The sequence below is a fragment of the Roseateles sp. So40a genome, assembly GCF_048081605.1.
GTDB lineage: Bacteria > Pseudomonadota > Gammaproteobacteria > Burkholderiales > Burkholderiaceae_C > Roseateles.
Map to the genome: position 1 here is coordinate 3,108,991 of NZ_CP182288.1, position 19,880 is coordinate 3,128,870.

At 68.0% G+C, this 19,880-nt stretch carries 21 protein-coding genes and 1 other RNA gene; 12 read left to right on the forward strand and 10 right to left on the reverse strand.

What is annotated here, in order from left to right; genetic code table 11:
* Positions 1 to 112: 112 nt before the first annotated feature.
* Positions 113 to 601 carry a ribonuclease HI gene (rnhA, locus tag ACNI65_RS14125; protein WP_416757400.1) on the reverse strand — a complete coding sequence of 163 codons (489 nt, stop codon included), beginning with the start codon at positions 599 to 601 and terminating at the stop codon, positions 113 to 115.
* Between the two features lie 78 nt (positions 602 to 679).
* Positions 680 to 1,657, reverse strand: a complete 978-nt coding sequence (locus tag ACNI65_RS14130) for a class I SAM-dependent methyltransferase (protein WP_416757402.1) — start codon at positions 1,655 to 1,657, stop codon at positions 680 to 682.
* A 26-nt stretch (positions 1,658 to 1,683) separates the two neighbouring features.
* Between ACNI65_RS14130 and gloB the strand changes: the two genes are divergently transcribed.
* Together gloB and ACNI65_RS14140 are read left to right on the forward strand one after the other, a co-directional pair.
* Complete coding sequence (gene gloB, locus ACNI65_RS14135) at positions 1,684 to 2,469, forward strand: hydroxyacylglutathione hydrolase (protein ID WP_416757403.1); 786 nt, start codon at positions 1,684 to 1,686, stop codon at positions 2,467 to 2,469.
* Between the two features lie 40 nt (positions 2,470 to 2,509).
* Positions 2,510 to 4,219 (forward strand): transglycosylase SLT domain-containing protein, encoded by a 1,710-nt coding sequence (locus ACNI65_RS14140; RefSeq protein WP_416757405.1) that lies wholly within the window; start codon positions 2,510 to 2,512, stop codon positions 4,217 to 4,219.
* Between the two features lie 201 nt (positions 4,220 to 4,420).
* Here the strand turns inward: ACNI65_RS14140 and ACNI65_RS14145 are convergent, their stop codons facing one another.
* The 4 genes from ACNI65_RS14145 to dnaX form a co-directional block, all read right to left on the reverse strand.
* Positions 4,421 to 4,810 (reverse strand): MAPEG family protein, encoded by a 390-nt coding sequence (locus tag ACNI65_RS14145; protein WP_416757407.1) that lies wholly within the window; start codon positions 4,808 to 4,810, stop codon positions 4,421 to 4,423.
* A gap of 39 nt (positions 4,811 to 4,849) precedes the next feature.
* Positions 4,850 to 5,437, reverse strand: a complete 588-nt coding sequence (gene recR / locus ACNI65_RS14150; RefSeq protein ID WP_416757408.1) for a recombination mediator RecR — start codon at positions 5,435 to 5,437, stop codon at positions 4,850 to 4,852.
* 10 nt (positions 5,438 to 5,447) lie between these two features.
* Positions 5,448 to 5,777, reverse strand: a complete 330-nt coding sequence (locus tag ACNI65_RS14155) for a YbaB/EbfC family nucleoid-associated protein (RefSeq protein WP_416763627.1) — start codon at positions 5,775 to 5,777, stop codon at positions 5,448 to 5,450.
* 132 nt (positions 5,778 to 5,909) lie between these two features.
* On the reverse strand, positions 5,910 to 8,105 hold the full coding sequence (gene dnaX, locus ACNI65_RS14160; protein WP_416757410.1) for a DNA polymerase III subunit gamma/tau: 2,196 nt from the start codon (positions 8,103 to 8,105) through the stop codon (positions 5,910 to 5,912).
* 107 nt (positions 8,106 to 8,212) lie between these two features.
* Between dnaX and ACNI65_RS14165 the strand changes: the two genes are divergently transcribed.
* A complete protein-coding gene (locus ACNI65_RS14165) occupies positions 8,213 to 9,337 on the forward strand; it encodes an AIR synthase-related protein (protein WP_416757411.1) in 1,125 nt (374 codons plus the stop codon).
* A 97-nt stretch (positions 9,338 to 9,434) separates the two neighbouring features.
* On the opposite strand, the gene ACNI65_RS14170 is transcribed toward ACNI65_RS14165, so the two are convergent.
* Positions 9,435 to 9,950: a hypothetical protein gene (locus ACNI65_RS14170; RefSeq protein ID WP_416757412.1), complete on the reverse strand. Its 516-nt coding sequence runs from the start codon at positions 9,948 to 9,950 to the stop codon at positions 9,435 to 9,437.
* A gap of 207 nt (positions 9,951 to 10,157) precedes the next feature.
* Between ACNI65_RS14170 and ACNI65_RS14175 the strand changes: the two genes are divergently transcribed.
* Positions 10,158 to 10,535 (forward strand): SirB2 family protein, encoded by a 378-nt coding sequence (locus ACNI65_RS14175; RefSeq protein WP_416757413.1) that lies wholly within the window; start codon positions 10,158 to 10,160, stop codon positions 10,533 to 10,535.
* A gap of 79 nt (positions 10,536 to 10,614) precedes the next feature.
* On the forward strand, positions 10,615 to 11,400 hold the full coding sequence (locus ACNI65_RS14180) for a class I SAM-dependent methyltransferase (RefSeq protein WP_416757415.1): 786 nt from the start codon (positions 10,615 to 10,617) through the stop codon (positions 11,398 to 11,400).
* Between the two features lie 28 nt (positions 11,401 to 11,428).
* On the opposite strand, the gene ACNI65_RS14185 is transcribed toward ACNI65_RS14180, so the two are convergent.
* Together ACNI65_RS14185 and ACNI65_RS14190 are read right to left on the reverse strand one after the other, a co-directional pair.
* A complete protein-coding gene (locus ACNI65_RS14185) occupies positions 11,429 to 12,334 on the reverse strand; it encodes an alpha/beta hydrolase (protein WP_416757417.1) in 906 nt (301 codons plus the stop codon).
* 19 nt (positions 12,335 to 12,353) lie between these two features.
* On the reverse strand, positions 12,354 to 12,773 hold the full coding sequence (locus ACNI65_RS14190; RefSeq protein WP_416757418.1) for a hypothetical protein: 420 nt from the start codon (positions 12,771 to 12,773) through the stop codon (positions 12,354 to 12,356).
* A 277-nt stretch (positions 12,774 to 13,050) separates the two neighbouring features.
* Between ACNI65_RS14190 and ffs the strand changes: the two genes are divergently transcribed.
* The 7 genes from ffs (at position 13,051) to ACNI65_RS14225 (ending at position 19,600) form a co-directional block, all read left to right on the forward strand.
* An RNA gene (ffs, locus tag ACNI65_RS14195) (signal recognition particle sRNA small type) lies at positions 13,051 to 13,148 on the forward strand.
* Positions 13,149 to 13,395: 247 nt separating this feature from the next.
* Positions 13,396 to 14,019: a hypothetical protein gene (locus ACNI65_RS14200; protein WP_416757420.1), complete on the forward strand. Its 624-nt coding sequence runs from the start codon at positions 13,396 to 13,398 to the stop codon at positions 14,017 to 14,019.
* Positions 14,020 to 14,302: 283 nt separating this feature from the next.
* A complete protein-coding gene (locus ACNI65_RS14205) occupies positions 14,303 to 15,385 on the forward strand; it encodes a hypothetical protein (protein WP_416757421.1) in 1,083 nt (360 codons plus the stop codon).
* Positions 15,386 to 15,765: 380 nt separating this feature from the next.
* Positions 15,766 to 16,605 (forward strand): AraC family transcriptional regulator, encoded by an 840-nt coding sequence (locus ACNI65_RS14210; RefSeq protein WP_416757422.1) that lies wholly within the window; start codon positions 15,766 to 15,768, stop codon positions 16,603 to 16,605.
* 128 nt (positions 16,606 to 16,733) lie between these two features.
* Positions 16,734 to 17,363, forward strand: a complete 630-nt coding sequence (locus ACNI65_RS14215; RefSeq protein ID WP_416757424.1) for a LysE family translocator — start codon at positions 16,734 to 16,736, stop codon at positions 17,361 to 17,363.
* Between the two features lie 138 nt (positions 17,364 to 17,501).
* Positions 17,502 to 18,251: a MerR family transcriptional regulator gene (locus tag ACNI65_RS14220; RefSeq protein ID WP_416757426.1), complete on the forward strand. Its 750-nt coding sequence runs from the start codon at positions 17,502 to 17,504 to the stop codon at positions 18,249 to 18,251.
* The gene (locus tag ACNI65_RS14225; RefSeq protein ID WP_416757428.1) at positions 18,248 to 19,600 is read left to right on the forward strand and encodes an MFS transporter; all 1,353 of its coding nucleotides are present in this window, start codon (positions 18,248 to 18,250) and stop codon (positions 19,598 to 19,600) included. Before ACNI65_RS14220 ends, ACNI65_RS14225 begins: the two co-directional genes overlap by 4 nt.
* 61 nt (positions 19,601 to 19,661) lie before the next feature.
* Here the strand turns inward: ACNI65_RS14225 and ACNI65_RS14230 are convergent, their stop codons facing one another.
* On the reverse strand, positions 19,662 to 19,865 hold the full coding sequence (locus ACNI65_RS14230; protein ID WP_416757430.1) for a hypothetical protein: 204 nt from the start codon (positions 19,863 to 19,865) through the stop codon (positions 19,662 to 19,664).
* Positions 19,866 to 19,880 lie beyond the last annotated feature (15 nt).

A 19,880-nucleotide genomic window follows, 5' to 3' on the forward strand; every position in this document is an offset into this window, starting at 1 on the left:
GTGAAAACCGGGAAGCAATGGGACGGGCGACGGCGTGGCGGCCGCCAGTCGCGACAGGCGGGCGAGACCCGCACGGGGGTTGCGGGTTAACCCGCGAGTTCAACCTCTCGCGTCACTTCGCGACGCCGACGCCCTTGTTGGCCAGCGCGTCGGCACGTTCGTTGCCGGGATCGCCGGCATGGCCCTTGACCCAGCGCCAGTCCACGGTGTGCAGCTTGCGCAGCGCGTCCAGGCGCTGCCAGAGGTCGGCGTTCTTCACCGGCTTGCCGTCGGCCGTTTTCCAGCCGCGGCGCTGCCAGCCCGAGATCCACTCGGTCATGCCCTTGCGAACGTACTCGCTGTCCGTGTAGATGACGATGTTGCAGCTGCGCTTGAGCGAGGTCAGCGCCTCGATCACCGCGGTGAGTTCCATGCGGTTGTTGGTCGTGTTGCGCTCGCCGCCGAAGAGCTCCTTCTCGTGGTCGCCGCTCTTGAGCCACGCGCCCCAGCCGCCCGGACCCGGGTTGCCCTTGCAGGCCCCGTCCGTGTAGATGACCACGGCCGGCTTGGCGATCTTGGGCGCGGCGGGAGAGGAGGCAGGTGCGGGAGCGGTATCGGTCATGGGGACTTCAGCGAATTCAGGAAAGGACGAGGACGGCACGAGAAGAGAACGCGGAGCAGGTACTGGCCAGCGCCGCGATCAATCGATCTCGACGTCCTCGCGGTGATGTCGTGGTTGGAGGCGGTGGTGGTGGTGATGGACCGCGGCCACCGCCGGCGCGGTCTTGGCCACGCGCTGCTTGCCGCGCGTCAGCCCGACCAGCCGCATGCCGTGCACGCGCTTGACGGCGATCACGCCATACAACGCGCCGAGCACAGTCCACCACTTGCCGCCGGGCTTCTCGATCCACTGCCACCGCGTCAGCCACGCGTCGCTGAGCAGCGGCGGCCGATAGCAGCCGAACTGCGCGCGCTCGACCTCGAAGGACAGCAGCCGCAGCCAGTCGCGCAGTCGCCAGTAGCCGATGTACTCGCCCTCCTCGGGCAGGTACAGCCGCGGCGGGCGGCCCAGCATCCGGCCGTTGACGCGGGCGAGATTCTGCCTCACCGCCCACAGGCTGGCCGGGTTCAGGCCGAGGATCACGACCCGCCCCTCGGGCCGCAGCACGCGCTCGACCTCGCGCAGGCAGCGGTGCGGATCGGCGGCGAGTTCCAGCGTGTGCGGCAACAGCACCAGGTCCAGGCTGTTGGCCTCGAAGGGCAGCGCGTCGAACTCGCAGTACACGGCCGCGCGGCCCGCGCCGGTGAGACCCGACGCGAAATCGGCCTGCGGTTCGGGCTGGTATTCCAGCGGATGGGTCGCCGGTCCGGGGACCGGCGGACCGGCCACGTCGTCCTCGACGGGCGGGTGATTGAGCGCGAGCCAGCGGTTGCTCATCCGGTTGGTGCGCAGGCCATGCAGTTGCGGGAAACCCAGCTGCACCGCGTGATAGCCGAACCAGTCGATGACGGCCGCGTCGATGAAGCGCTGTTCCCACGCGAGCAGGTAGCGTCCGGCAGGCGTGCGCAACCAGTGCGCATGCTCGGCCGCCGCGGCCTCCAGACGCAGGCGCGCCTCTACAATCGGCGCCTTCTCGTCGGTGTCGCCGATCCCGCCGTCCTGGTCCGGAGTCTTCATCGCTGCGACCTGTCGCCCTTGCCTGCATGAACCTCGTCGCCATCCCCGCCTTCACAGACAACTACCTCTGGCTGCTGCATGACGGTCGATCGGCGCTCGTCGTGGATCCGGGCGAGGCGGCGCCGGTGAAGGACACCCTGCGCGCGCTCGGCCTGGACCTGCGAGGCATTCTAGTGACCCACCACCATGGCGATCACGTGGGCGGCGTTCGCGAATTGCTGCCGCTGCTCGCCGAGGGCGGCCAGGTCTGGGGTCCCGCCACCGAGACCCTGCCCGTGCCGGTCGTGCCGCTGCGCGAGGGCGACCGGGTCGAGCTGCTGGGCCAGACCTTCGACGTGCTGGACGTGCCCGGCCACACCGCCGGTCACATCGCTTTCGTGTTGAAGCAACCGAGCGACGGCAGCGCGCCGATCCTGTTCTGCGGGGACACGCTGTTCTCCGCGGGCTGCGGCCGGCTGTTCGAGGGCACGCCCGCGCAGATGCTCGCGTCGCTGGCCAAGCTGGCCGCGCTCCCCGGGGATACCCGGGTGTGCTGCGCGCATGAATACACCTTGTCGAATCTGCGGTTTGCTCGCACAGTCGAGCCCCAGAACGAGGCGGCCGCGCGTCATGAGGCCTGGTGTCTGGCCCGGCGCGAGCAGTCGCTGCCCACCCTGCCCTCCACGATCGCCGTGGAGCTCCAGATCAACCCCTTCCTGCGCTGCGAGCACGCCGAGGTCCGCGAGGCCGCGCAGCGCCACGACCCGCGCGTGACCGCGCAGCCGGTCTCGGTCCTGGCCGGACTGCGCCAATGGAAGAACGACTTTCGCTGAGATCCCGATGCACCGACACCCGACCCCGTCCTGCCCGCCGATGCGTTCCTCCCGCTCCTCCGATTCCGGTTCTTCCGGCTCCTCCCCGTCCCGCCCCGCGCTCACGCTGATCGCCGCGCTGCTGCCGCTGGTGCTGGCCGCCTGCGCGACGCGCCCGACCGCGCCCGCGGACAACCAGGACGCGCAGGCGATCGCGCATCAGACGGTGCAGGCGGTCGAGTCCGCCGCCTCGGCCGTGCCCTCGCCCGCCACGCCGGTCGCCCGCGTGGCCACGGCGCCCGAGGACAAGCTCGACGTGCTGCTCGAGGACAACCTGAACCCGGGCGAGAAGGTCGACCTGGACGCGCCCAAGACGCATGTGGACCTGTGGGCGCGGATGCGCGCCGGCATGGCCATGCCCGAGCTCGACAACGACCTCGTGCGCCGGGCCGAGGACTGGTACAGCAGCCGCCCGGAGTACGTCGGCCGCATGACCGGCCGCGGCAGCCTGTACCTGTACCACGTGGTCGAGGAAGTGCAGAAGCGCGGCATGCCGATGGAGCTGGCGCTGCTGCCCTTCGTCGAGAGCGCGTTCCGCAACGACGCGCAGTCCAGCGCGAAGGCCGTGGGCATGTGGCAGTTCATGCCGGCCACGGGCCGTGACTTCGACCTCAAGCAGAACATCTTCCGCGACGACCGCCGCGACGTGCTGGCCTCGACCAAGGCCGCGCTGGACTACCTGCAGCGCCTGAACAAGATGTTCGACGGCGACTGGCAGCTCGCGCTGGCCGCGTACAACTGGGGCCAGGGCAACGTCAGCAAGGCCGTGGCGCGCAACCAGAAGGCGGGCCTGCCGATCGACTACGACAGCCTGCGCATGCCCGACGAGACGCGCTACTACCTGCCCAAGCTGCAGGCGGTGAAGAACATCGTCATGCGTCCCGAGGCTTTCGGCCTGACGCTGCCGGCGGTGGCCAATCACCCGTACTTCCTGTCCGTCAACATCGACCGTGACATGGACGTGGCGCGCGCGGCGCAACTGGCCGAGCTGGACGAGGACACCTTCCGCCAGTTCAACCCGTCGATGAACAAGCCGGTGATCCTGGCAGCGAGCAGCGGCCAGCTGCTGCTGCCGTATGACAACGCCAGCACCTTCGTGGCCAACCTCGAGAAGCATCGCGGCCCGCTCGCGTCGTGGACGGCGTGGGTGGTGCCGCGGACGATGAAACCGGCGGACGCGGCCAAGCAGGTGGGCATGAGCGAGACCGGGCTGCGCGAGATCAACCGCATCCCGGCGCGCATGCTGGTGACGAAGGGCTCGACGCTGCTGGTGCCGCGCACGGCCTCGCGCGACCAGGACGTGTCCGAGCATCTGGCGGACAACGCCAGCATCGGCTTCGCGCCGGATGTGCCGCCGATGCGGCGCGTCACGCTCAAGGCCGGCAAGGGCGACACGGTGGCCAGCGTGGCCCGCCGGTATCGGCTCGGGACGACGCAGCTGGCGCAGTGGAACCGCGTGAGCACCAAGGCGACGTTCAAGCCGGGGCAGCAGGTCGTGGTCTACGTGCGTGAGGGCCAGACGCTGGCGGCGGCGGAGACGAACAACGCGTCGTCGAAGTCGGCGCGCGGTGGGAAGTCGACGAAGACGACAAAGGTCGCTTCAAACGCGACGGCCAAATCGGCCAAGTCCACCGCGAAGACCCGCAGCGCCAAGGTCGCCAGCGAGTCCAAGGGCGCCCGCACGGTCTCAACGAAGACCGCGCTGCGCTGAGTTTCCGGAACAGCGAGAACTTCGAAAAGCCCTCACCCCAACCCCTCTCCCGCTCCGCGGGCGAGGGGCTCAACGAGCGACGCCATCTTGGCCCCCTCTCCCGCTCTGCCGGCGAGGGGCTCAACGAGCGACGCCATCTTGGCCCCCTCGCCCGCGAAGCGGGAGAGGGCGGGGGGTGAGGGCTCGTCGAGAACCGCCGATTCAGGCGAAGAAAAGCGCCACGGAGAGCGCCAGGCCCACGCCCCACGCGAGGCTGCGCAGCGTGGGCTGATCGGCGAGGTACAGCGCGATGTAGACGACCCGCGCCGCGATGAAGCCCATCGCGAGCTGATCGATGCGCGTTTGCGCCAGCTGCATCTGCTGCGCCGCGAGCACACCCGCGATGAACAGCGGCAGCGCCTCGAAGCTGTTGGCCTGCGCCGCGTTCGCGCGCGCCTGCCAACCGGTCTGACGCTCCAGCCAGCCGCGCGGATCGTGGTTGTCGAAACCCCCATCGCGACGGCGCTTGCCGAAGCCGCGGGACTTCGCCAGCGCGGCGCACAGCACCGGCATCACGCAGGCAACGATCAGGCAGTAGTTCGCGACGGTCATCCAGGCCTTCCAGGTCTTCGAGGTCTTCAGGTCTTCGGATCAGGTCGAGCGCCGGTCCACCAGCGCGTGCGCGATGGTGCCCAGGTCCACGTATTCCAGCTCACTGCCCACCGGCACGCCACGCGCCAGCCGCGTGCTGCGCAGACCGCGCGAGCGCAGCGCCTCGGCCAGCACATGCGCGGTGGCCTCGCCCTCGGCCGTGAAGCTGGTGGCGAGGATCACCTCCTCCACCTGTCCGTCCGTGGCGCGTCCCAGCAACTGCTCGACGCCGATCTCGCGCGTGGACACGCCGTCCAGCGGGCTGATCCGCCCCTGCAGCACGAAGTAGTAGCCGAAGTAGGACGCCGTGCGCTCCATCGCCGCCTGATCCGCCGGCGACTCGACGACGCACAGCAGGCGCGCGTCGCGCTGCCGGTCCGCGCAGATCGGACACAGCGGCGTCTCGCTGAAGGTGTGGCAGCGCTCGCAGTGGCGCACGTTGCTGTCCGCCTCCTGCAGCGCGCGCGCGAGCGCGTCGATGCCGGCGCGGTCGTGCTGCAGCAGGTGGTAGGCCATGCGCTGGGCCGACTTCTGGCCCACGCCGGGCAGGCGCCGCAAGGCCTCGATCAATTGGTCGAGCGCGGTCACCGGGGTCCGATCAGAACGGGAACTTCATGCCCGGGGGCAGCGGCATGCCGGCGGTCAGCTTGGACATCCTCTCCGAGCTGACCTGCTCGGCGCGGCGCACGGCGTCGTTGAACGCGGCGGCCACGAGGTCTTCCAGCATGTCCTTGTCATCGGCCAGCAGGCTGGGATCGATGGTGATGCGCTTGACGTCGTGCTTGCAGGTCATCGTGACCTTCACGAGACCGGCGCCGGACTGGCCCTCGACCTCGACGTTGGCGAGCTCGTCCTGCGCCTTCTTCAGGTTGTCCTGCATCGCCTGGGCCTGCTTCATCAGGCCGGCGAGTTGACCCTTCATCATGATCGTGATTCCTTGTTCAGAGGTTCAATGGCTCGGCGCCAGGCCGAGCCGGAGATGACCCGGAGGTCGATGCGATGGGCGGGATTGTCGCCCAGCGCCGGGGCGAGCGCTCGACGCCCTGCCCCGCGGCGCCGGTCAGACCGGCTTGATCGAGCCCGGCAGGATGCGCGCGGTATTGAACTGCGCGAGCAGCTGCCGGACCTCGGGATCCTCCAGGATGATCGACTCGGCCTGCCGCTGCCGCGAACGCGCGGCCATGGTGTCGCGCAGCGCCGGCGAATCGGTGGCCCGGCCGGTCTCGATTTCCACGCGCGCGGGCTTGCCGGCGAAGGCGCTCAGCGCCGCCTGCAGCTTGTCGAGCAAGGCGGGCTGGCGCAGCGATTCGCGCTCGACGCGGAAGCGCCAGCGCGGCGAGTCGCCCGCGTCGTCGATCTCCAGGCACTCGGCCTGCAGCGCGAGCTCGCGCGACAAGGCGTTGAGGCCCAGCTGGGACACGGTCGCGTACCAGCGCTCGCCCATCGGCGTGGGCACCAGCTCGACCTCGTCGATCGCAGTGGACAGGTAGATGCCGCCGGCCGCGCCGGCCGCACCGGAAGCGCCTGGAGAACCGGCGGAATCACCGCCATCGGGCATCGGATCGTCCAGGTCTGACATCCCCATGCCGACCGCGGCCTCCTCGTCGGAAGGCGGCGGCACATCCATCCACGGCGGCGGACCGTCCTCATCGTGTGGCGGGGACAGGTCCTCGGGCTCGTCGTTGTCGGACTCGGCCTTCTCCGCAGGCGGCGGCGCGGCGCGCGGGCGCAGGCGCTCGCTGAAACGCGTGGCCGGTGCGCCGGCCGTGGCCGCGCGCAACGGGCCGGACGGCGCGCGCGGGGCGACTGCCACCGCGGCGGGAGCGGGTTCAGGCGCAGGTGCTGGCGCAGGCGCCAGTGCCAGTGCCAGTGCCGGCGCGGGCGCGGGCGCGGGCGCAGGCGCAGCCGCAGGCGCAGGTTCAGGCGCGGCGGCCGGTGCGGCCGCAGGCTCAGGTTCGGGATCCGGCGGCGCGGCCTCGGCCACGCGCGGCACGGCGGGTGCGGGCGTCGGAGCAGGCGCCGGCTCCGCGGCCTGCGCTTGCGGCGCGGGCGGATTCACAGCGGGCGGACGGACCGGCGCCGCCGAAGCCATCGGCGCCGCGGCGGGCGCGCTCCGCGCGGCTGCTTCCGGCAGCGTCGGCTGACGCGCGCCCTGCCCGTTCGGCCGGAAGGCCATCATCCGCAGCAGGACCATCGTCAGCCCCGCGTATTCGTCGGGCGCCAGCGGCAGCTCCTGCCGGCCATGCAGCGCCATGCTGTACATCAGCTGGATCTCGTCGGCGGGCAACTGCGCCGCCAGCGGCAGCAGCTCGACCAGGTCGGGATCGCCGGCATCGAGCGCACCGGGCGCCGCCTGCGCGATGGCCAGCTGCTGCAGCGCCACCGCCAGGTCCTCCAGCGTGCCGCCCGCGGACAGGCCCATGTCGCGCAGCCGGTCGGACGCGCCCACCAGCGCCGCGCCGTCACCGGCGATCAGCGCGTTCAGGATGCCCAGCACATGGCCGCGATCGACGCTGCCCAGCATCTGGCGCACGCCGGTTTCCTCGAGCTTGCCCGAGCCGAAGGCGATCGCCTGGTCCGTCAGCGACAACGCGTCGCGCATCGAGCCACGCGCGGCGCGCGCCAGCAGGCGCAGCGCGCCGGGTTCATTCGGGACTTGCTCCTTGGCCAGCACGCGCGTCAGGTGTTCCAGCACCGTCTGCGGCGCCATCGGGCGCAGGTTGAACTGCAGGCAGCGCGACAGCACGGTGACCGGCACCTTCTGCGGATCGGTAGTGGCCAGCACGAACTTCAGGTACTCGGGCGGCTCCTCCAGCGTCTTGAGCATCGCGTTGAACGCGGTGTTCGACAGCATGTGCACTTCGTCGATCATGTAGACCTTGAAGCGCCCCACGACCGGCTTGTAGACGGCCTGGTCCAGCAGCTGGGAAATTTCCTCCACACCGCGGTTGGACGCGGCGTCCAGCTCGACGTAGTCGACGAAGCGGCCGGCGTCGATGTCGCGGCAGACGTCGCAGACGTTGCAGGGATGGGCGGTGATGCCGCCGGTGCCGTCCGGGCCGATGCAGTTCAGCGACTTGGCCAGGATCCGCGACACCGAGGTCTTGCCCACCCCGCGGGTGCCGGTGAAGAGATAGGCGTGGTGCAGGCGTTGCTGCGTCAGCGCGTTGGCCAGGGCCTGCACGACGTGTTCCTGACCCATCAGCTCCTCGAACGTGCGGGAGCGGTATTTGCGTGCGAGGACCTGGTAACTCATGGCGGGGCATTCTACGGGGGCAGACTTCCCCGTCCGGACGGGGTGCGGGGGGATGGCGTCCGGGTTTGTCAGGAGAGTCCGTTGGCGCTGACGGATAATCCGCCGCCATGAGCACCCCGCACGATCCCTCCTCCGGCACGCTGAGCTATGAACAGGCCGGCGTCAACTACGACCTGATCGACCCGCTGAAGATCAGCGCCCAGCGCGCCGCGGCGGCCACGGCCGTCCACATGAGCGCGCATGGTTTCACCGAGGTGAAGGCCTCGCGCGGCGAGTCGGCGTACGTCGTGGACGTGGGTCCGTTCTACCTGGCGTCGATCGTCGAATGCCTTGGCACGAAGACGCTGGTCGCCGACGAGATGGCGACGCTGACGGGCAAGAGCTATTACGACGGCATCGCGCAGGACACGATCGCGATGGCGGTGAACGACCTGATCACCGTGGGCGCGACGCCGCTGGTGGTGCAGGCCTACTGGGCCGCAGGCGGCTCGGACTGGTTCGGCGACGCGCAGCGCGCGCAGGCGCTGGTGGAGGGCTGGAAGAAGGCCTGCGACGTCTGCCAGGTGGCCTGGGGCGGTGGCGAGACGCCGGCGCTGGCGGGGATCGTGGAGTCGGGCCGCATCGACCTGGCGGCGTCCTGCACCGGCCTGATCAATCCGAAGGAACGGCTGTCGGTCGGCGACAAGCTGGGCGCGGGCGACGCGATCGTGCTGCTGGCTTCCTCGGGCATCCACGCGAACGGCCTGAGCCTGGCGCGCAAGCTGACCGAGCGTCTGCCGCAAGGCTACCTGACCGAGATCGAACCTGGCTTGAGCTACGGCGAGGCGCTGCTGGCGCCGACGACGCTGTACTCGCCGGTGACCGAGGCGCTGTACAAGGCGGGCATCACGCCGCATTACTGCGCCAACATCACGGGCCACGGCTGGCGCAAGCTGCTGCGTCACCCCGGCAAGTTCACGTACCGCATCCACACGGTGCCGCCGGTGACGCCGGTGCTGAAGTTCATGCAGACGCATGCGCAGCAGGATGACCGCGAGGCCTATTCGACGCTGAACATGGGCGCCGGTTTCGCGATCTTCGTGAAGGCGGACCAGGCGGCGAAGGTGGTGGAGATCGCCAAGGCCTGCGGCATCGACGCGTGGGACGCGGGCCGTGTCGAAGACGGCGAGAAGCAGCTGCTGATCGAGCCGCTCGACATCCGCTTCGGCGACGACGATCTGCAGCTGCGCTGAGGGGTCCGCGGATTGAAGAACATGAAGGGCGCTGAGGCGCCCTTCGTCGTTCATGCAACCGGCTTGCATCTTCATTCAGGTCGAAGTGATGCATGGCTCACCCGCCCCACCGTTCATGACGGTCCGCGAATTCGCCGCGTTTGGCATCGATGCCGACGGAGCCAAACAGAAGGCGGAAGGCAGGGACGGAAAACCAGAGCTGGTTCATCGTCCTGACTTCCCGGGATTCCAACCCCCATTCCTCCTCCCCGAATCCCCACAACGTGAACCACAGGCTGAGCGTACCGAGCTCGGGATCGTTGCTGACTTCCACGCTGATCTCGCGTCCCGGCACGCACCGCACCAGCTCCTCCGCGAAGCGGTGCAGATCCTGTCCAGACACGGCCGGATGTCGCTCCAGGAACCAGGCGATCACGTCGTTCCAGTCTTCCGTTCCGATGAGCGCTTGCAGGTCGTACGGCCACTCGTTCGGCGCGCAAGGATTGAAGCAGGGAAAGAACTTGTACGGCGCCTGTGACTTGCTGTCGACCCGGACCCATCGATGAGGTGGCCACCCCGCTTCGACGCCTGATGCTGCGAGCACCGGCTCCTTTTCAACTGCATTCGAAGTCATCGTCACTGTCCTTTCTGCGTCGACCCCACGTCGATGCCAGGCGCTCATTCTCGAAATCGCCGTTCGTTCCGCCATGACTCAAACTGGTTGGCGGCGGGGGAGATGAAGAGGGCCCTCTTCCGAGCGAATCACCGAGTCGCCTCTCCCCTCCCCGCCCCGCATTCCCCCGATTGACATCCCCCGACCGGGTGACGAAGCTCCCCGGTCATGGACTGGTTCTATGTCCCGATGCTCAAGATGCATGCGCTGCTCGCGTGGTGCAGCGTCGGGCTGTTCCTGGTCCGCGGGCTCGCTCATCAATTCGGCGCGGCGTGGGTCGGCGACGAGCGACTGCGCACGCTGGTCTTCAGCAGCCATGTGCTGATCGTCGTGTCCGGTATCAGCCTCTGGGGCGCGCTCCATCACGACCCGCGCTACGAGCCGTGGATGACCGCCAAGTTCATCGCGCTGGGGATCTACTTCGCGACCGGCCACTGGGCCTTCGGCCGCGGAGAGTTCCGCGTGATCGGCTACGTGCTGGCGCTGGTCGCGCTGGCCTATGTCGTGGCGGTGTCCGTGACACGGCAGGCCTTGCTCGGGCTCTGAGCACACGGCGGCCACCGCGCGCCCGGTCCGCCGACGCGGTCTTGACGCCCGGGCGCGACGCGCGGCGTAGGATCGTCCGATGACTTCGCCCCGCCCCATCCACGAGGCCGCGCAGCGCGGCTACACCGCCGCGTCCGACAACTACCAGCGCGGACGCCCCGAGTACCCCGAGGCGCTGAACGCCTGGCTGCAGGACACGCTCGGCGCTCGCGCGCCGGCCCGGGTCGTCGACCTCGGCGCGGGCACCGGGAAGTTCACCAAGCTGCTCGCGCGCACCGGCGCGACGGTGACCGCGGTCGAACCCGTGGACGCGATGCGGGCGCGCTTGTCGGAGAGCCTGCCCGAGGTGCGCGCGCTGGCCGGCACCGCGGAGGCCATCCCGCTGCCCGACGGCGACGCCGATGTGCTCGTCTGCGCGCAGGCCTTCCACTGGTTCGCCAACACGCAGGCGCTGCGCGAGATGCACCGCGTGCTGCGTCCCTCGGGCCGGCTCGGTCTGGTCTGGAACGTGCGCGACGAGTCCGTCGACTGGGTCGCCGCGATCACCGAGATCATCACCCCCTACGAGGGCGATGCGCCGCGCTTCTACAAGGGCACGTGGAAGCAGCCTTTCGAGGGACAGGTCTTGTTCGCCCCCCTCCAACGGACGGTGTTCCCGCACAGCCATGTGGGGACCTTTGATCAGGTGGTGCTGGACCGGATCCTGTCGGTGAGCTTCATCGCCTCGCTGCCCGAGGCGGAACAGCAATCTGTCGCGGACCGGTTGCGCGGATTGAAGGATCGCTTCGCCGTGCTGCGCGAGCCGACGATTGCCTTCCCTTACGCCACCGAGGCCTGGCTGGCCGACCGGCTCCCCGCACCGTGAATCGCCGAGCGGATCCGGGCGGAGCGCATCAAGGCTGACCGAAACGCGGCGTCGTGACGGCCGCGGTCGCGCACGCGGCGTTGCGCAGATGGTCGTCGAGGAAGGCGGACACGCGCGTGGTGTAGGCCTCGGGCGTGAAGTCGAGCAGATCGACATGCGCCGCGCCGGGCACCATCCACAGCGATTTCGGCGACGCGGCGGCGGCGAAGATCCGCTGCGTCTCGGCCGCGGTGGTGTGGCGATCCTCCCCGCCGGAGATCACCAGCAAGGGGGCTTGCAGCTCGGCGATGTGCTCGATCGGGCGCAGCTGTCGGGGCGAGATGCCCAACTGAAGGGGGAGCTGGGTCAGCAGCAGCGGCGAGAGCGATCCCGCCCAGTCGCCCAGCCGCATCTTGAGGCGGTCGGCCACGGCTTCCTCGATGGTCGGGAACATCGACTCGAGGACCACCGCATCCAGCGGGGGCCGCCCCTTGGCCAGGACGGTCGAGGCGGCGCCGAGCGACACGCCGATGACGGCGCGGCGCTCGCAGGGGACTTCATGCACGAGGAAGTCCAGCGCGGCGACAACCGCTTCGGATTCGCGCAGGCCGAAGGTGATCGCGGTGCCGCCGCTCTCGCCATGCCCCGGCAGGTCGATCAGCAGCGCGCCGCGTCCCTGCCGATGCAGGAACAACGCGCGTTGCAGCATCTGACGGCGGTCGCCGCGCACGCCGTGCAGCAGCAGGACGGTGCCCATGCCGGGCTGACCGGGGCTCCACCAGCCCGCGACGGGGACGCCCTCGGCGGTGGTCAATTCGATCTGACGCGCCTGCAAGGCGGGCGGCGGTGCCCCGATCGGGCGGAAAGCCGGCGCGGACAGCTGATGCCCCATCAGATAGAGGGCACCCATCAGGAGGATGACCAGCACGGCCAGTGCTGTGAGCAGTCGCGCCATGCGTGTCATCGGGGGGTGATCAGGCGAGTTTCCAGCCGGCGAGCCAGAGCTGGCGCACGGCCGCGGCGTGCAGTTGGCGGCGCAAGGTGGCGGGACGTTCGCCGGGGCGCGCGGTCTGCTGCGGGCTGATCCATTGGGGGCCGGGCTCGCGCGACACGCGGGCCTGGCCGTGGCGGTCGGCGCGCAGCAGCGCGAGGCGCCAGACGGCGTTCAGGCGCTGGGACTGGGCGTCGTCGGCGAGCGCGCCGATCCAGTCGTCGGGCTGGAGGCGATGGGCGGCCTTGAGGAGCTCGAGGTCGGAGGGGAAGCGGGAGAACTCGGCGACCGGTTCGCCCCAGGGGTCGCGCAGGGTGCGTTGGGGCTGGGCGGGGGCCGGGGTGGCGCGAGCGGCGCGGCGGCGGGTCAGCAGCGAGTCGAACTGAGCCAGACGAGCGGACATGAAAAAACTCCGAGAGCCCACAGAGATCACCGGCGTTTGCCGGCCCGGGGGCAGTCGGAGCCGCAACGCTTTAGCCGCATTTGTTGATCGCCCGCAAGTAGTTGGTAAATCGGCGATGGAACTGGACGGTGTGTCCGCTCCGGGGCGGATTTAACCACAGGCGAGGCGGATGAGTCGACGGCGGCGCGGCGGTGATCGCACGCGGGAACGTGCGAAGTGGCACGGCGGGAGGGAGCTCGGCGGGAGGGTGCTGAAAGCTCGGCTAGAATCCGCCGCTGACGGGCCTCCTCGCATGGAAGCGCGGCCAACCGGGTCAGGTGGGGAACCAAGCAGCCCTAACCGTTGTGACCAGTGCCGAGGGTAAGGCTCGTCAACCTCATTCAAACAGAAGGCTTGCAGATCCAGCATTTAGCGTCGTGATGACGTCTGATGCGGGCCTTTTGTCTCACTTCCTGTCTCACGACCCTGCCGGAACAAGGCGTTCGCCCCGCCGAGCCGTCACGGGCTGGAAGGCCGAACGCCTCCTCCGGCAAGTACCGCGCGCGGGGTCGATGACCTTCTGCACTGTGGCGCCCCGTGCTCCCTGCCTAGGCTGGCTTCCCTCAAGACCAGGGAGGCGACCATGTCCCATGACTTCTTCCGCAAGGAACGGCGCGATGTGTTTCTGTCGCGCATCAGCGCGCCCACCGCCGAGCGCAACTTCTACCGGCTGCGGTCGGGCACGGTGTTTCAGGCCAAGAACGCGAACGGCGCCAAGCGGTTCACCGTCACGGTGGCCGGCAAGACGCTGAAGCTCAAGGCCACGGTCTCCGGCACGACGCTGGTCATCACAGACGACACGAAGCCCAACGGCACGCCTCCATTGCTGCGCCTGACCGAAGCGGACATGCCGGCGCTTCAAGCGCTTGGTCTCGAGCAGAAGAAGGCTTCGCTGGCCTGCCAGGTCATGAACCGCCTCTGCGCCGACCACGCGCTCGCGTCCACCCACTCCCCGCTCATCTCCGGCTGCGTGGTGAACAACTTCGACGCCTCCAAGACCTACGCGGGCGAGCGGCTGCACCTGCAGCTGAAAACGCGCGAGCCCTTCCTCAACCCGCTGGCGTCGGGCAACGAGAAGGAAGCATTCCTGATCGGTCGCATCGAATCCAAGGAGTGCACGCTGATCAAGTACCTCGGCAGCACGCATGCCATCGGCGTCAACGAGATCGTGCGCGAGATGGGGAGTGGGATTCCCAAGCCGAGGTGAGGCGCCGCGGCCCCCTAGACCCAAGCCACTCACCAGCCCCCGCCGCGTCGCGGCAACTTCAATCAGATCAAAAAACCGCCGGGAGGCGGTTTTGTCGTTTGGGCCGTGCTGCGCGCCGCCTTCTCTCCAGTCCCATCTGTTTCAGCCAGTGCACGGCAGGTTCTCCGGCGTGGGAAAGAGGTCGCCCATTGCCGCTTTGAGAAATCATCCGTGCGCGATTTCACGGATGTTTCGTCATCCATTCACGCTCTACATTTTGAGAACTTCCAAGGGAGATCAATAGATGGAAAACGCCGCTCCTGGCCTATTCTCGGACCAAAAAAATAAAGCAGCACTCGAGAGAGTATCGTCAATCTTGTCGGAAAAGGATTCGCATGGAAGCCCCAGCTTCATCCCATACTTGCGCACCATTCTGCGGTTCATGATATCGGCACCAATCGAGTTTGACAAATACTCCCCGATAAATTCCAAATGGATTGGAAAAGCCTTTATTGACGCAGTTCGTGAGTTCAAGCAAACCACCGGGACCGAGGAGGATCTAGCGGACATATTCACAATGGCCTACAGATTCCTGAGCGAACTCCAATTCTCAATGCCAGAGGATTTGACAATCGAACTTCGTCAAGTAATTTCCTTTGCTCAGGATAATCTGAATGAATTCTCTAGCCAACATCAACGTCAATTGATCTACGCGTCATTCATCATGCCGGCGTCGATCGCGAGAGAATTACTCCATCACCCACATATCGAATCAATTCGCAGTTTCAACGAAAACCAAGACTCAGCAGCAAAACTAAAGCAACAATGGGACGACGAGATCGCTTCGAAAGAAAAGCGAGTTGAAGCACTCAGAACCGAACTATCGGGCCTCGAGACCGGCTTCAATTTTGTAGGACTCGTTCACGGCTTCAAAAATCTCGTAGATCAGAAGAAGGCCGAGCAGCGATTCGCGTTTTGGTGTCTCGTGGCGCTTGGGATCGCTGTCACGACGCCGTTGCTTTTCGAGTTATGGCTCATCGTTAGCCATCAGACAAACTTCTCCAACTACAAGGATTTTTTCATCTACGCAGTTCCGCCAGCAATCGCGATGGAGTTGATACTGATCTACTTTTTTCGCGTCGTTCTTTTACATTTCCGCTCCGTCAAAGCTCAACTACTACAATTGGAATTCCGAGCGACGCTTTGCCAATTCATTCAAAGTTACGCAACCTATTCTTCAGAAATCAAAAAGACAAACAACGTCGCATTGGAGAAATTTGAAAGCCTAGTGTTCAGCGGCCTTTTATCCAACGAAGACAAGTTGCCCGCAACATTTGATGGAGCCGATCAAATTGTAAAGCTATTCAAGTCCGCGCGAAATCAATAAAGGATTTATAAAGAATCAAGAACACCGACAATATCGCAAATGCCAAATCACGTGGCTCGCCAGCGTAATTGCAATGAATTTATTCGCCTTTATCAATGTAGAGAAGGCCTAGAAATACATTACTCTGCCCGCCTCACACCAACGTTCAAAATCGTCGTGAAGCCGAAGATTGAAGTTCCGGATTCCACAAAAGGTTCTTCACTTGGCTTACGCGAGTAGCAGAAGCACTTCGCCACCCGTTCATCGATTCGCGAAGGAGTCGGTGATCCAAGATCGAAATTCGTAGTCCAGGTAATCGCTGCATGCAACGCTTCTTAGTTTGCAGCGCCCCGCAAAATCACGCGCTCTACTTGTTAGAGTCTCCCATCCCGCCCCTCCCCATGCCCGCCTTCACCCGCCTCCCCTGCCCGCTCGCGGGTGTCGAGATCGTCCATGCCGACAGCGCGCGGGCGTTTCCTCGCCACATCCACGATGAATTCGGCATCGGGCGCATTGACCGCGGCGCTCAGCGCACCGCCAGCGCGCGCGGGCAGGTCGAGTCCTTCCCCGGCGACGTCATCACCGTCAACCCCGGCGAGGTCCACGACGGTCTCCCGCTCGGCGACCACGGGCGCACCTGGCGCATGCTCTACCTCGCCCCCGACCTCGTCACCCGCGCGATGGCCGACATCACCGCCGAGGCCTTGCCCCGCCTCCCGCACCTGACCGCCACGCGCTCAACCTCCGACGTCGAATTCCACCAGCCCACGCTGCACGACGACCGCATCGCCGCGCGTTTCGAATCCCTCTTCCGCGCCAGCGCCGCCACGCCGCCCGGCGCCGCCGACACGCTCCACGTCGACAGCGCGCTGCTCAGCCTGCTGCAGTCGCTCCTCCAGCCCCGCCTGGCCGCGCTCGACGACATCCCCGCCGGCATCGCGCTCGCTCGCGCGCGCATCGACGACGACGCCGCCGCGCCGGTCAGCCTCGACGAGCTCGCGCGCGAGGCCGGGCTCAGCCGCTTCCAGTTCCTGCGCGCCTTCACCCGCGCCACCGGCCTGCCGCCGCACGCCTACGTCGTGCAACGTCGCCTGCAACGCGCGCGCCATCTGATCGCCCGCGGCACCTCGCTCGCCGACACCGCCGCCTCCTGCGGCTTCTTCGATCAGAGCCACCTCACGCGCCACTTCGTCCGCTGCTTCGGCCTCGCGCCGGGCGCCTACGCCGCCGCGACGCGCTGATCGGCGCGCCTCGCCTCGCTGGCCGTGAGCCACGAGCCACGAGCCACGAGCCGCTGCAATTTCATCCAAGACGCCCCGCCTTCAGCCGGCCACGATGCGGCTCCCGCCACTTCGCGCCGAGGCCCGCCGTGCCCTTCTCCTCGCTGTCCGACCCCGAATTCCTGCTGACCTCGCTGATCGTCGTCGCCTCGCCGGGCAGCGGCGCGCTGGTCACGCTCGCCGCCGGCCTCTCACACGGCGCCCGCGCCGCGCTGCTCACCGCCCTGGGCTGCACCGTGGGCATCGTGCCGCACATGCTCGCCGCCATCACCGGTTTGGCTGCCCTGCTGCACGCCAGCGCCCTGGCCTTCGACGCGATCAAGTACGCCGGCGTCCTCTACCTCCTCTACATGGCCTGGACCGCCCTCCAGGACCGCGGCTCGCTCGCCATCGACCCCCACAGCCCGCCGCGCTCCGCCACCGGCTTCGTCATCCACGCCGCGCTCATCAACCTGCTCAACCCCAAGCTCTCGATCTTCTTCGTCGCCTTCCTGCCGCAGTTCATCCCCCATGACACCCCGCGTCCCACGCCGCTGATGCTCGAGCTCTCCGCCGTGTTCATGCTCATGACCTTCATCGTCTTCGCGCTCTACGGCGTCTTCGCCGCCGCCATGCGCGACCGCGTGCTCTCGCGTCCGCCGGTGCTGCGCTGGATGCGCCGCGGCTTCGCGGCCGCCTTCGTCGGCCTCGGCGTCAAGCTCGCGTTGGTCCAGCGTTGATGTCACGTTGAGGGCGCGTTGATGACGCATCGAGGACGCGTCGACATCGACATCAGCCGCTGACAAGGCTTGACCCTCACGTCACGTGAGGCTTCATGATCGCGTCCGTTGACACGACCCCGGCCCCGCCGGACTGCCATGGACTACACCGTCGGCGACCTCGCCAAGCGCACCGGGCTGACCGTCCGCACGCTCCATCACTACGAGCAGCTCGGGCTGCTGATGCCCGCGTCGCGCTCCGACGGCGGCTACCGCCGCTACACCGACGAGGACGTGCGCACGCTGCATCGCCTGCTGGCCTACCGCCAGATGGGCCTGCCGCTCAAGGACATCGCCCCGCTGCTCGCGCCGGGCGCGCAAGTGCCGCTCGCTGAGCTGCTCGCCAAGCAGATCGCCGCGGTCGAACGCGAGATCGCCGAGCAGCAGCGCCTGTTGACGATGCTGCGCCGCGTGGAGCGCCGCGCGCTCGACGGCGCCGAGGACACCGAGGACCTGCTGCGACTGATCACCGCGCAGCAGGTCTTCGCGCGGCATTACTCGGGCGAGGACCTCGACCGGCTGCGCGCGCTGCAGGACGGCCTCGCGCCGGAGCTGCTCGCGCATCTGAAGGTCGAGATCCCCGCGTTGATCGCGGACTTCCGCTCCGCTCACGACGCCGCGCGACCGGTCGATGCGCAAGCGCTGGGTCCGCTGGTGCGCCGCTGGCTCGCGGTCGAGGACCTCGTCCCCGTCGACGAGGACCTGCGCCGCAAGGGCCGCCGCATGATCGGCGAGGACGCGGACTTCCAGCAGATGAGCGGCATCGACGCCGCGCTGGCTCGCTACATCGACGCCGCGATCCTCGCGCATCAACCAGCTTCGCCGGATGCTGAGGGAGCGCCCGCATGAACGCCGCCGTTTCCGCCGACGTGCCCGCCACGCCCGTCCCCGTGCGTCCCTGGGCCGACCGCAACTTCCGCTGGCTCGCCGTCGGTGGCCTGGTGTCGATGCTCGGCGACCAGTTCACGCTGCTCGCGCTGCCCTGGCTCGTGCTGCGGACCACCGGCGATCCCCTGGCGCTGGGCACCGTGATCGCCGCGATGGCGCTGCCGCGCGCCTTGCTGATGCTGGTCGGCGGCGCGATCGTCGACCGACACGCGCCACGCCGCGTGCTGCTGCTCACGCGTCAGATCAGCGCGGTGCTGCTGGCCTTGCTCGCGCTCGGCGTGGCCAGCGGCGTCATGACGCTCCCCTGGATCCACGTCTTCGCCGTGGCCCTCGGCATCACGACGGCCTTCTCGCATCCCGCAGGCAGCGCGATCCTGCCGCGCGCCGTTCCGCCCGCGCTGATCCGGTCGGGCAACGCGCTGCTGATGGCGATGCGTCAGGTGACGATGCTCGCCGGCCCCTTGCTCGCTGCCGCGCTCATCGCAGGCACCGCCGCCTCGCATGAGCTGGGCGGCCTCGCCTGGGCCTTCGCGCTCGATGCGGCGAGCTTCGCCCTGGCGGCACTCGCGCTGTGGCCGGTGACGATGATGGCGACGAGCGCCTCATCGACGGCCCCATCCGAGGCCGCGAAACCGTCGATCCTCGCGTCGATCGCCGAGGGCCTGCGCGCGCTCTGGAACGATCCCCTGCTGCGCGCGCTGTGCCTGTACGTGACCGCGATCGGGCTGCTCGTCGGCGGTCCGCTGCAGGTCGCGCTGCCCGTGTTGGCAGAACGCCAGCTCCACGGCGACGCGACCACGCTCGGGTTGCTCACGGCCGGACACGGCGCCGGCATCCTCGCGGGCCTGCTGCTGGCGGCTCGCGCCGGACGCCGTACCCGGGCAGAAGGCCAAGGTCCGCTCGTGTCCCTCGGCGGATCGATCCTGCTGATCGACGCGGTCGCCGGACTCGTGTTCATCGCGTTGGGCCAGGCCTCGCACACCTGGCAGGCGATCGCGCTGCTCGCGCCGATCGGCGCGATGGCCGGTTTCGTGCAGGTCGCCGTGATGAGCTGGATCCAGCGCCGCGTGCCGCCGCAGATGCTCGGCCGTGCGATGTCGGTGCTGCTCTTCCTCGTGATGGGACTGACGCCGCTGTCCTCGGCGCTGGCCGGCTGGCTGCTGCGCGGATGGTCGACGTCACTCGTGTTCGGCGTCTGCGGCGGCGCGATGCTCGCCGTGGTCGTGATCGGCGCCGTGCTGCTGCCGATGCGCCGCATCGAGGAGCCGTCCGAGGCCTCGGCCCGAACTGCGGACCAGCCCTCGACCTGAGGCGACATGAAACGCAACGAGGCGCCCTGGGGCGCCTCGAGGTCTCTGCGTCACGGTCGGCTTACTGCGCCGGCTTCGCGGGTTCCGGCCCCATGTGAGGGCCGGTGCGGTGGAGCGCACCGCCCTCGCCTTCCCAGGTCGTCATCTCCTCGGGCTTGGCATGCGAGGTCTTCAGGCGCTGCTCGTTGCGGCGGGTCTGCCACTGCCACAGCGCGTAACCGGCCAGCCCGGACAGGGCCATCGGCAGAAAGCGTTTCATCAGCATGGTGTCACTCCTCTC

Coding starts and splice junctions, on each gene's coding strand:
- ACNI65_RS14205 (WP_416757421.1), top strand. CDS start 14,303: ATGGAAAACGCCGCTCCTGGCCTATTCTCGGACCAAAAAAATAAAGCA.
- gloB (WP_416757403.1), top strand. CDS start 1,684: ATGAACCTCGTCGCCATCCCCGCCTTCACAGACAACTACCTCTGGCTG.
- ACNI65_RS14220 (WP_416757426.1), top strand. CDS start 17,502: ATGGACTACACCGTCGGCGACCTCGCCAAGCGCACCGGGCTGACCGTC.
- ACNI65_RS14225 (WP_416757428.1), top strand. CDS start 18,248: ATGAACGCCGCCGTTTCCGCCGACGTGCCCGCCACGCCCGTCCCCGTG.
- ACNI65_RS14200 (WP_416757420.1), top strand. CDS start 13,396: ATGTCCCATGACTTCTTCCGCAAGGAACGGCGCGATGTGTTTCTGTCG.
- dnaX (WP_416757410.1), bottom strand. CDS start 8,105: ATGAGTTACCAGGTCCTCGCACGCAAATACCGCTCCCGCACGTTCGAG.
- ACNI65_RS14190 (WP_416757418.1), bottom strand. CDS start 12,773: ATGTCCGCTCGTCTGGCTCAGTTCGACTCGCTGCTGACCCGCCGCCGC.
- ACNI65_RS14130 (WP_416757402.1), bottom strand. CDS start 1,657: ATGAAGACTCCGGACCAGGACGGCGGGATCGGCGACACCGACGAGAAG.
- ACNI65_RS14175 (WP_416757413.1), top strand. CDS start 10,158: ATGGACTGGTTCTATGTCCCGATGCTCAAGATGCATGCGCTGCTCGCG.
- ACNI65_RS14170 (WP_416757412.1), bottom strand. CDS start 9,950: ATGACTTCGAATGCAGTTGAAAAGGAGCCGGTGCTCGCAGCATCAGGC.
- ACNI65_RS14210 (WP_416757422.1), top strand. CDS start 15,766: ATGCCCGCCTTCACCCGCCTCCCCTGCCCGCTCGCGGGTGTCGAGATC.
- ACNI65_RS14230 (WP_416757430.1), bottom strand. CDS start 19,865: ATGCTGATGAAACGCTTTCTGCCGATGGCCCTGTCCGGGCTGGCCGGT.
- ACNI65_RS14145 (WP_416757407.1), bottom strand. CDS start 4,810: ATGACCGTCGCGAACTACTGCCTGATCGTTGCCTGCGTGATGCCGGTG.
- ACNI65_RS14180 (WP_416757415.1), top strand. CDS start 10,615: ATGACTTCGCCCCGCCCCATCCACGAGGCCGCGCAGCGCGGCTACACC.
- ACNI65_RS14185 (WP_416757417.1), bottom strand. CDS start 12,334: ATGGCGCGACTGCTCACAGCACTGGCCGTGCTGGTCATCCTCCTGATG.
- rnhA (WP_416757400.1), bottom strand. CDS start 601: ATGACCGATACCGCTCCCGCACCTGCCTCCTCTCCCGCCGCGCCCAAG.
- ACNI65_RS14165 (WP_416757411.1), top strand. CDS start 8,213: ATGAGCACCCCGCACGATCCCTCCTCCGGCACGCTGAGCTATGAACAG.
- ACNI65_RS14140 (WP_416757405.1), top strand. CDS start 2,510: ATGCGTTCCTCCCGCTCCTCCGATTCCGGTTCTTCCGGCTCCTCCCCG.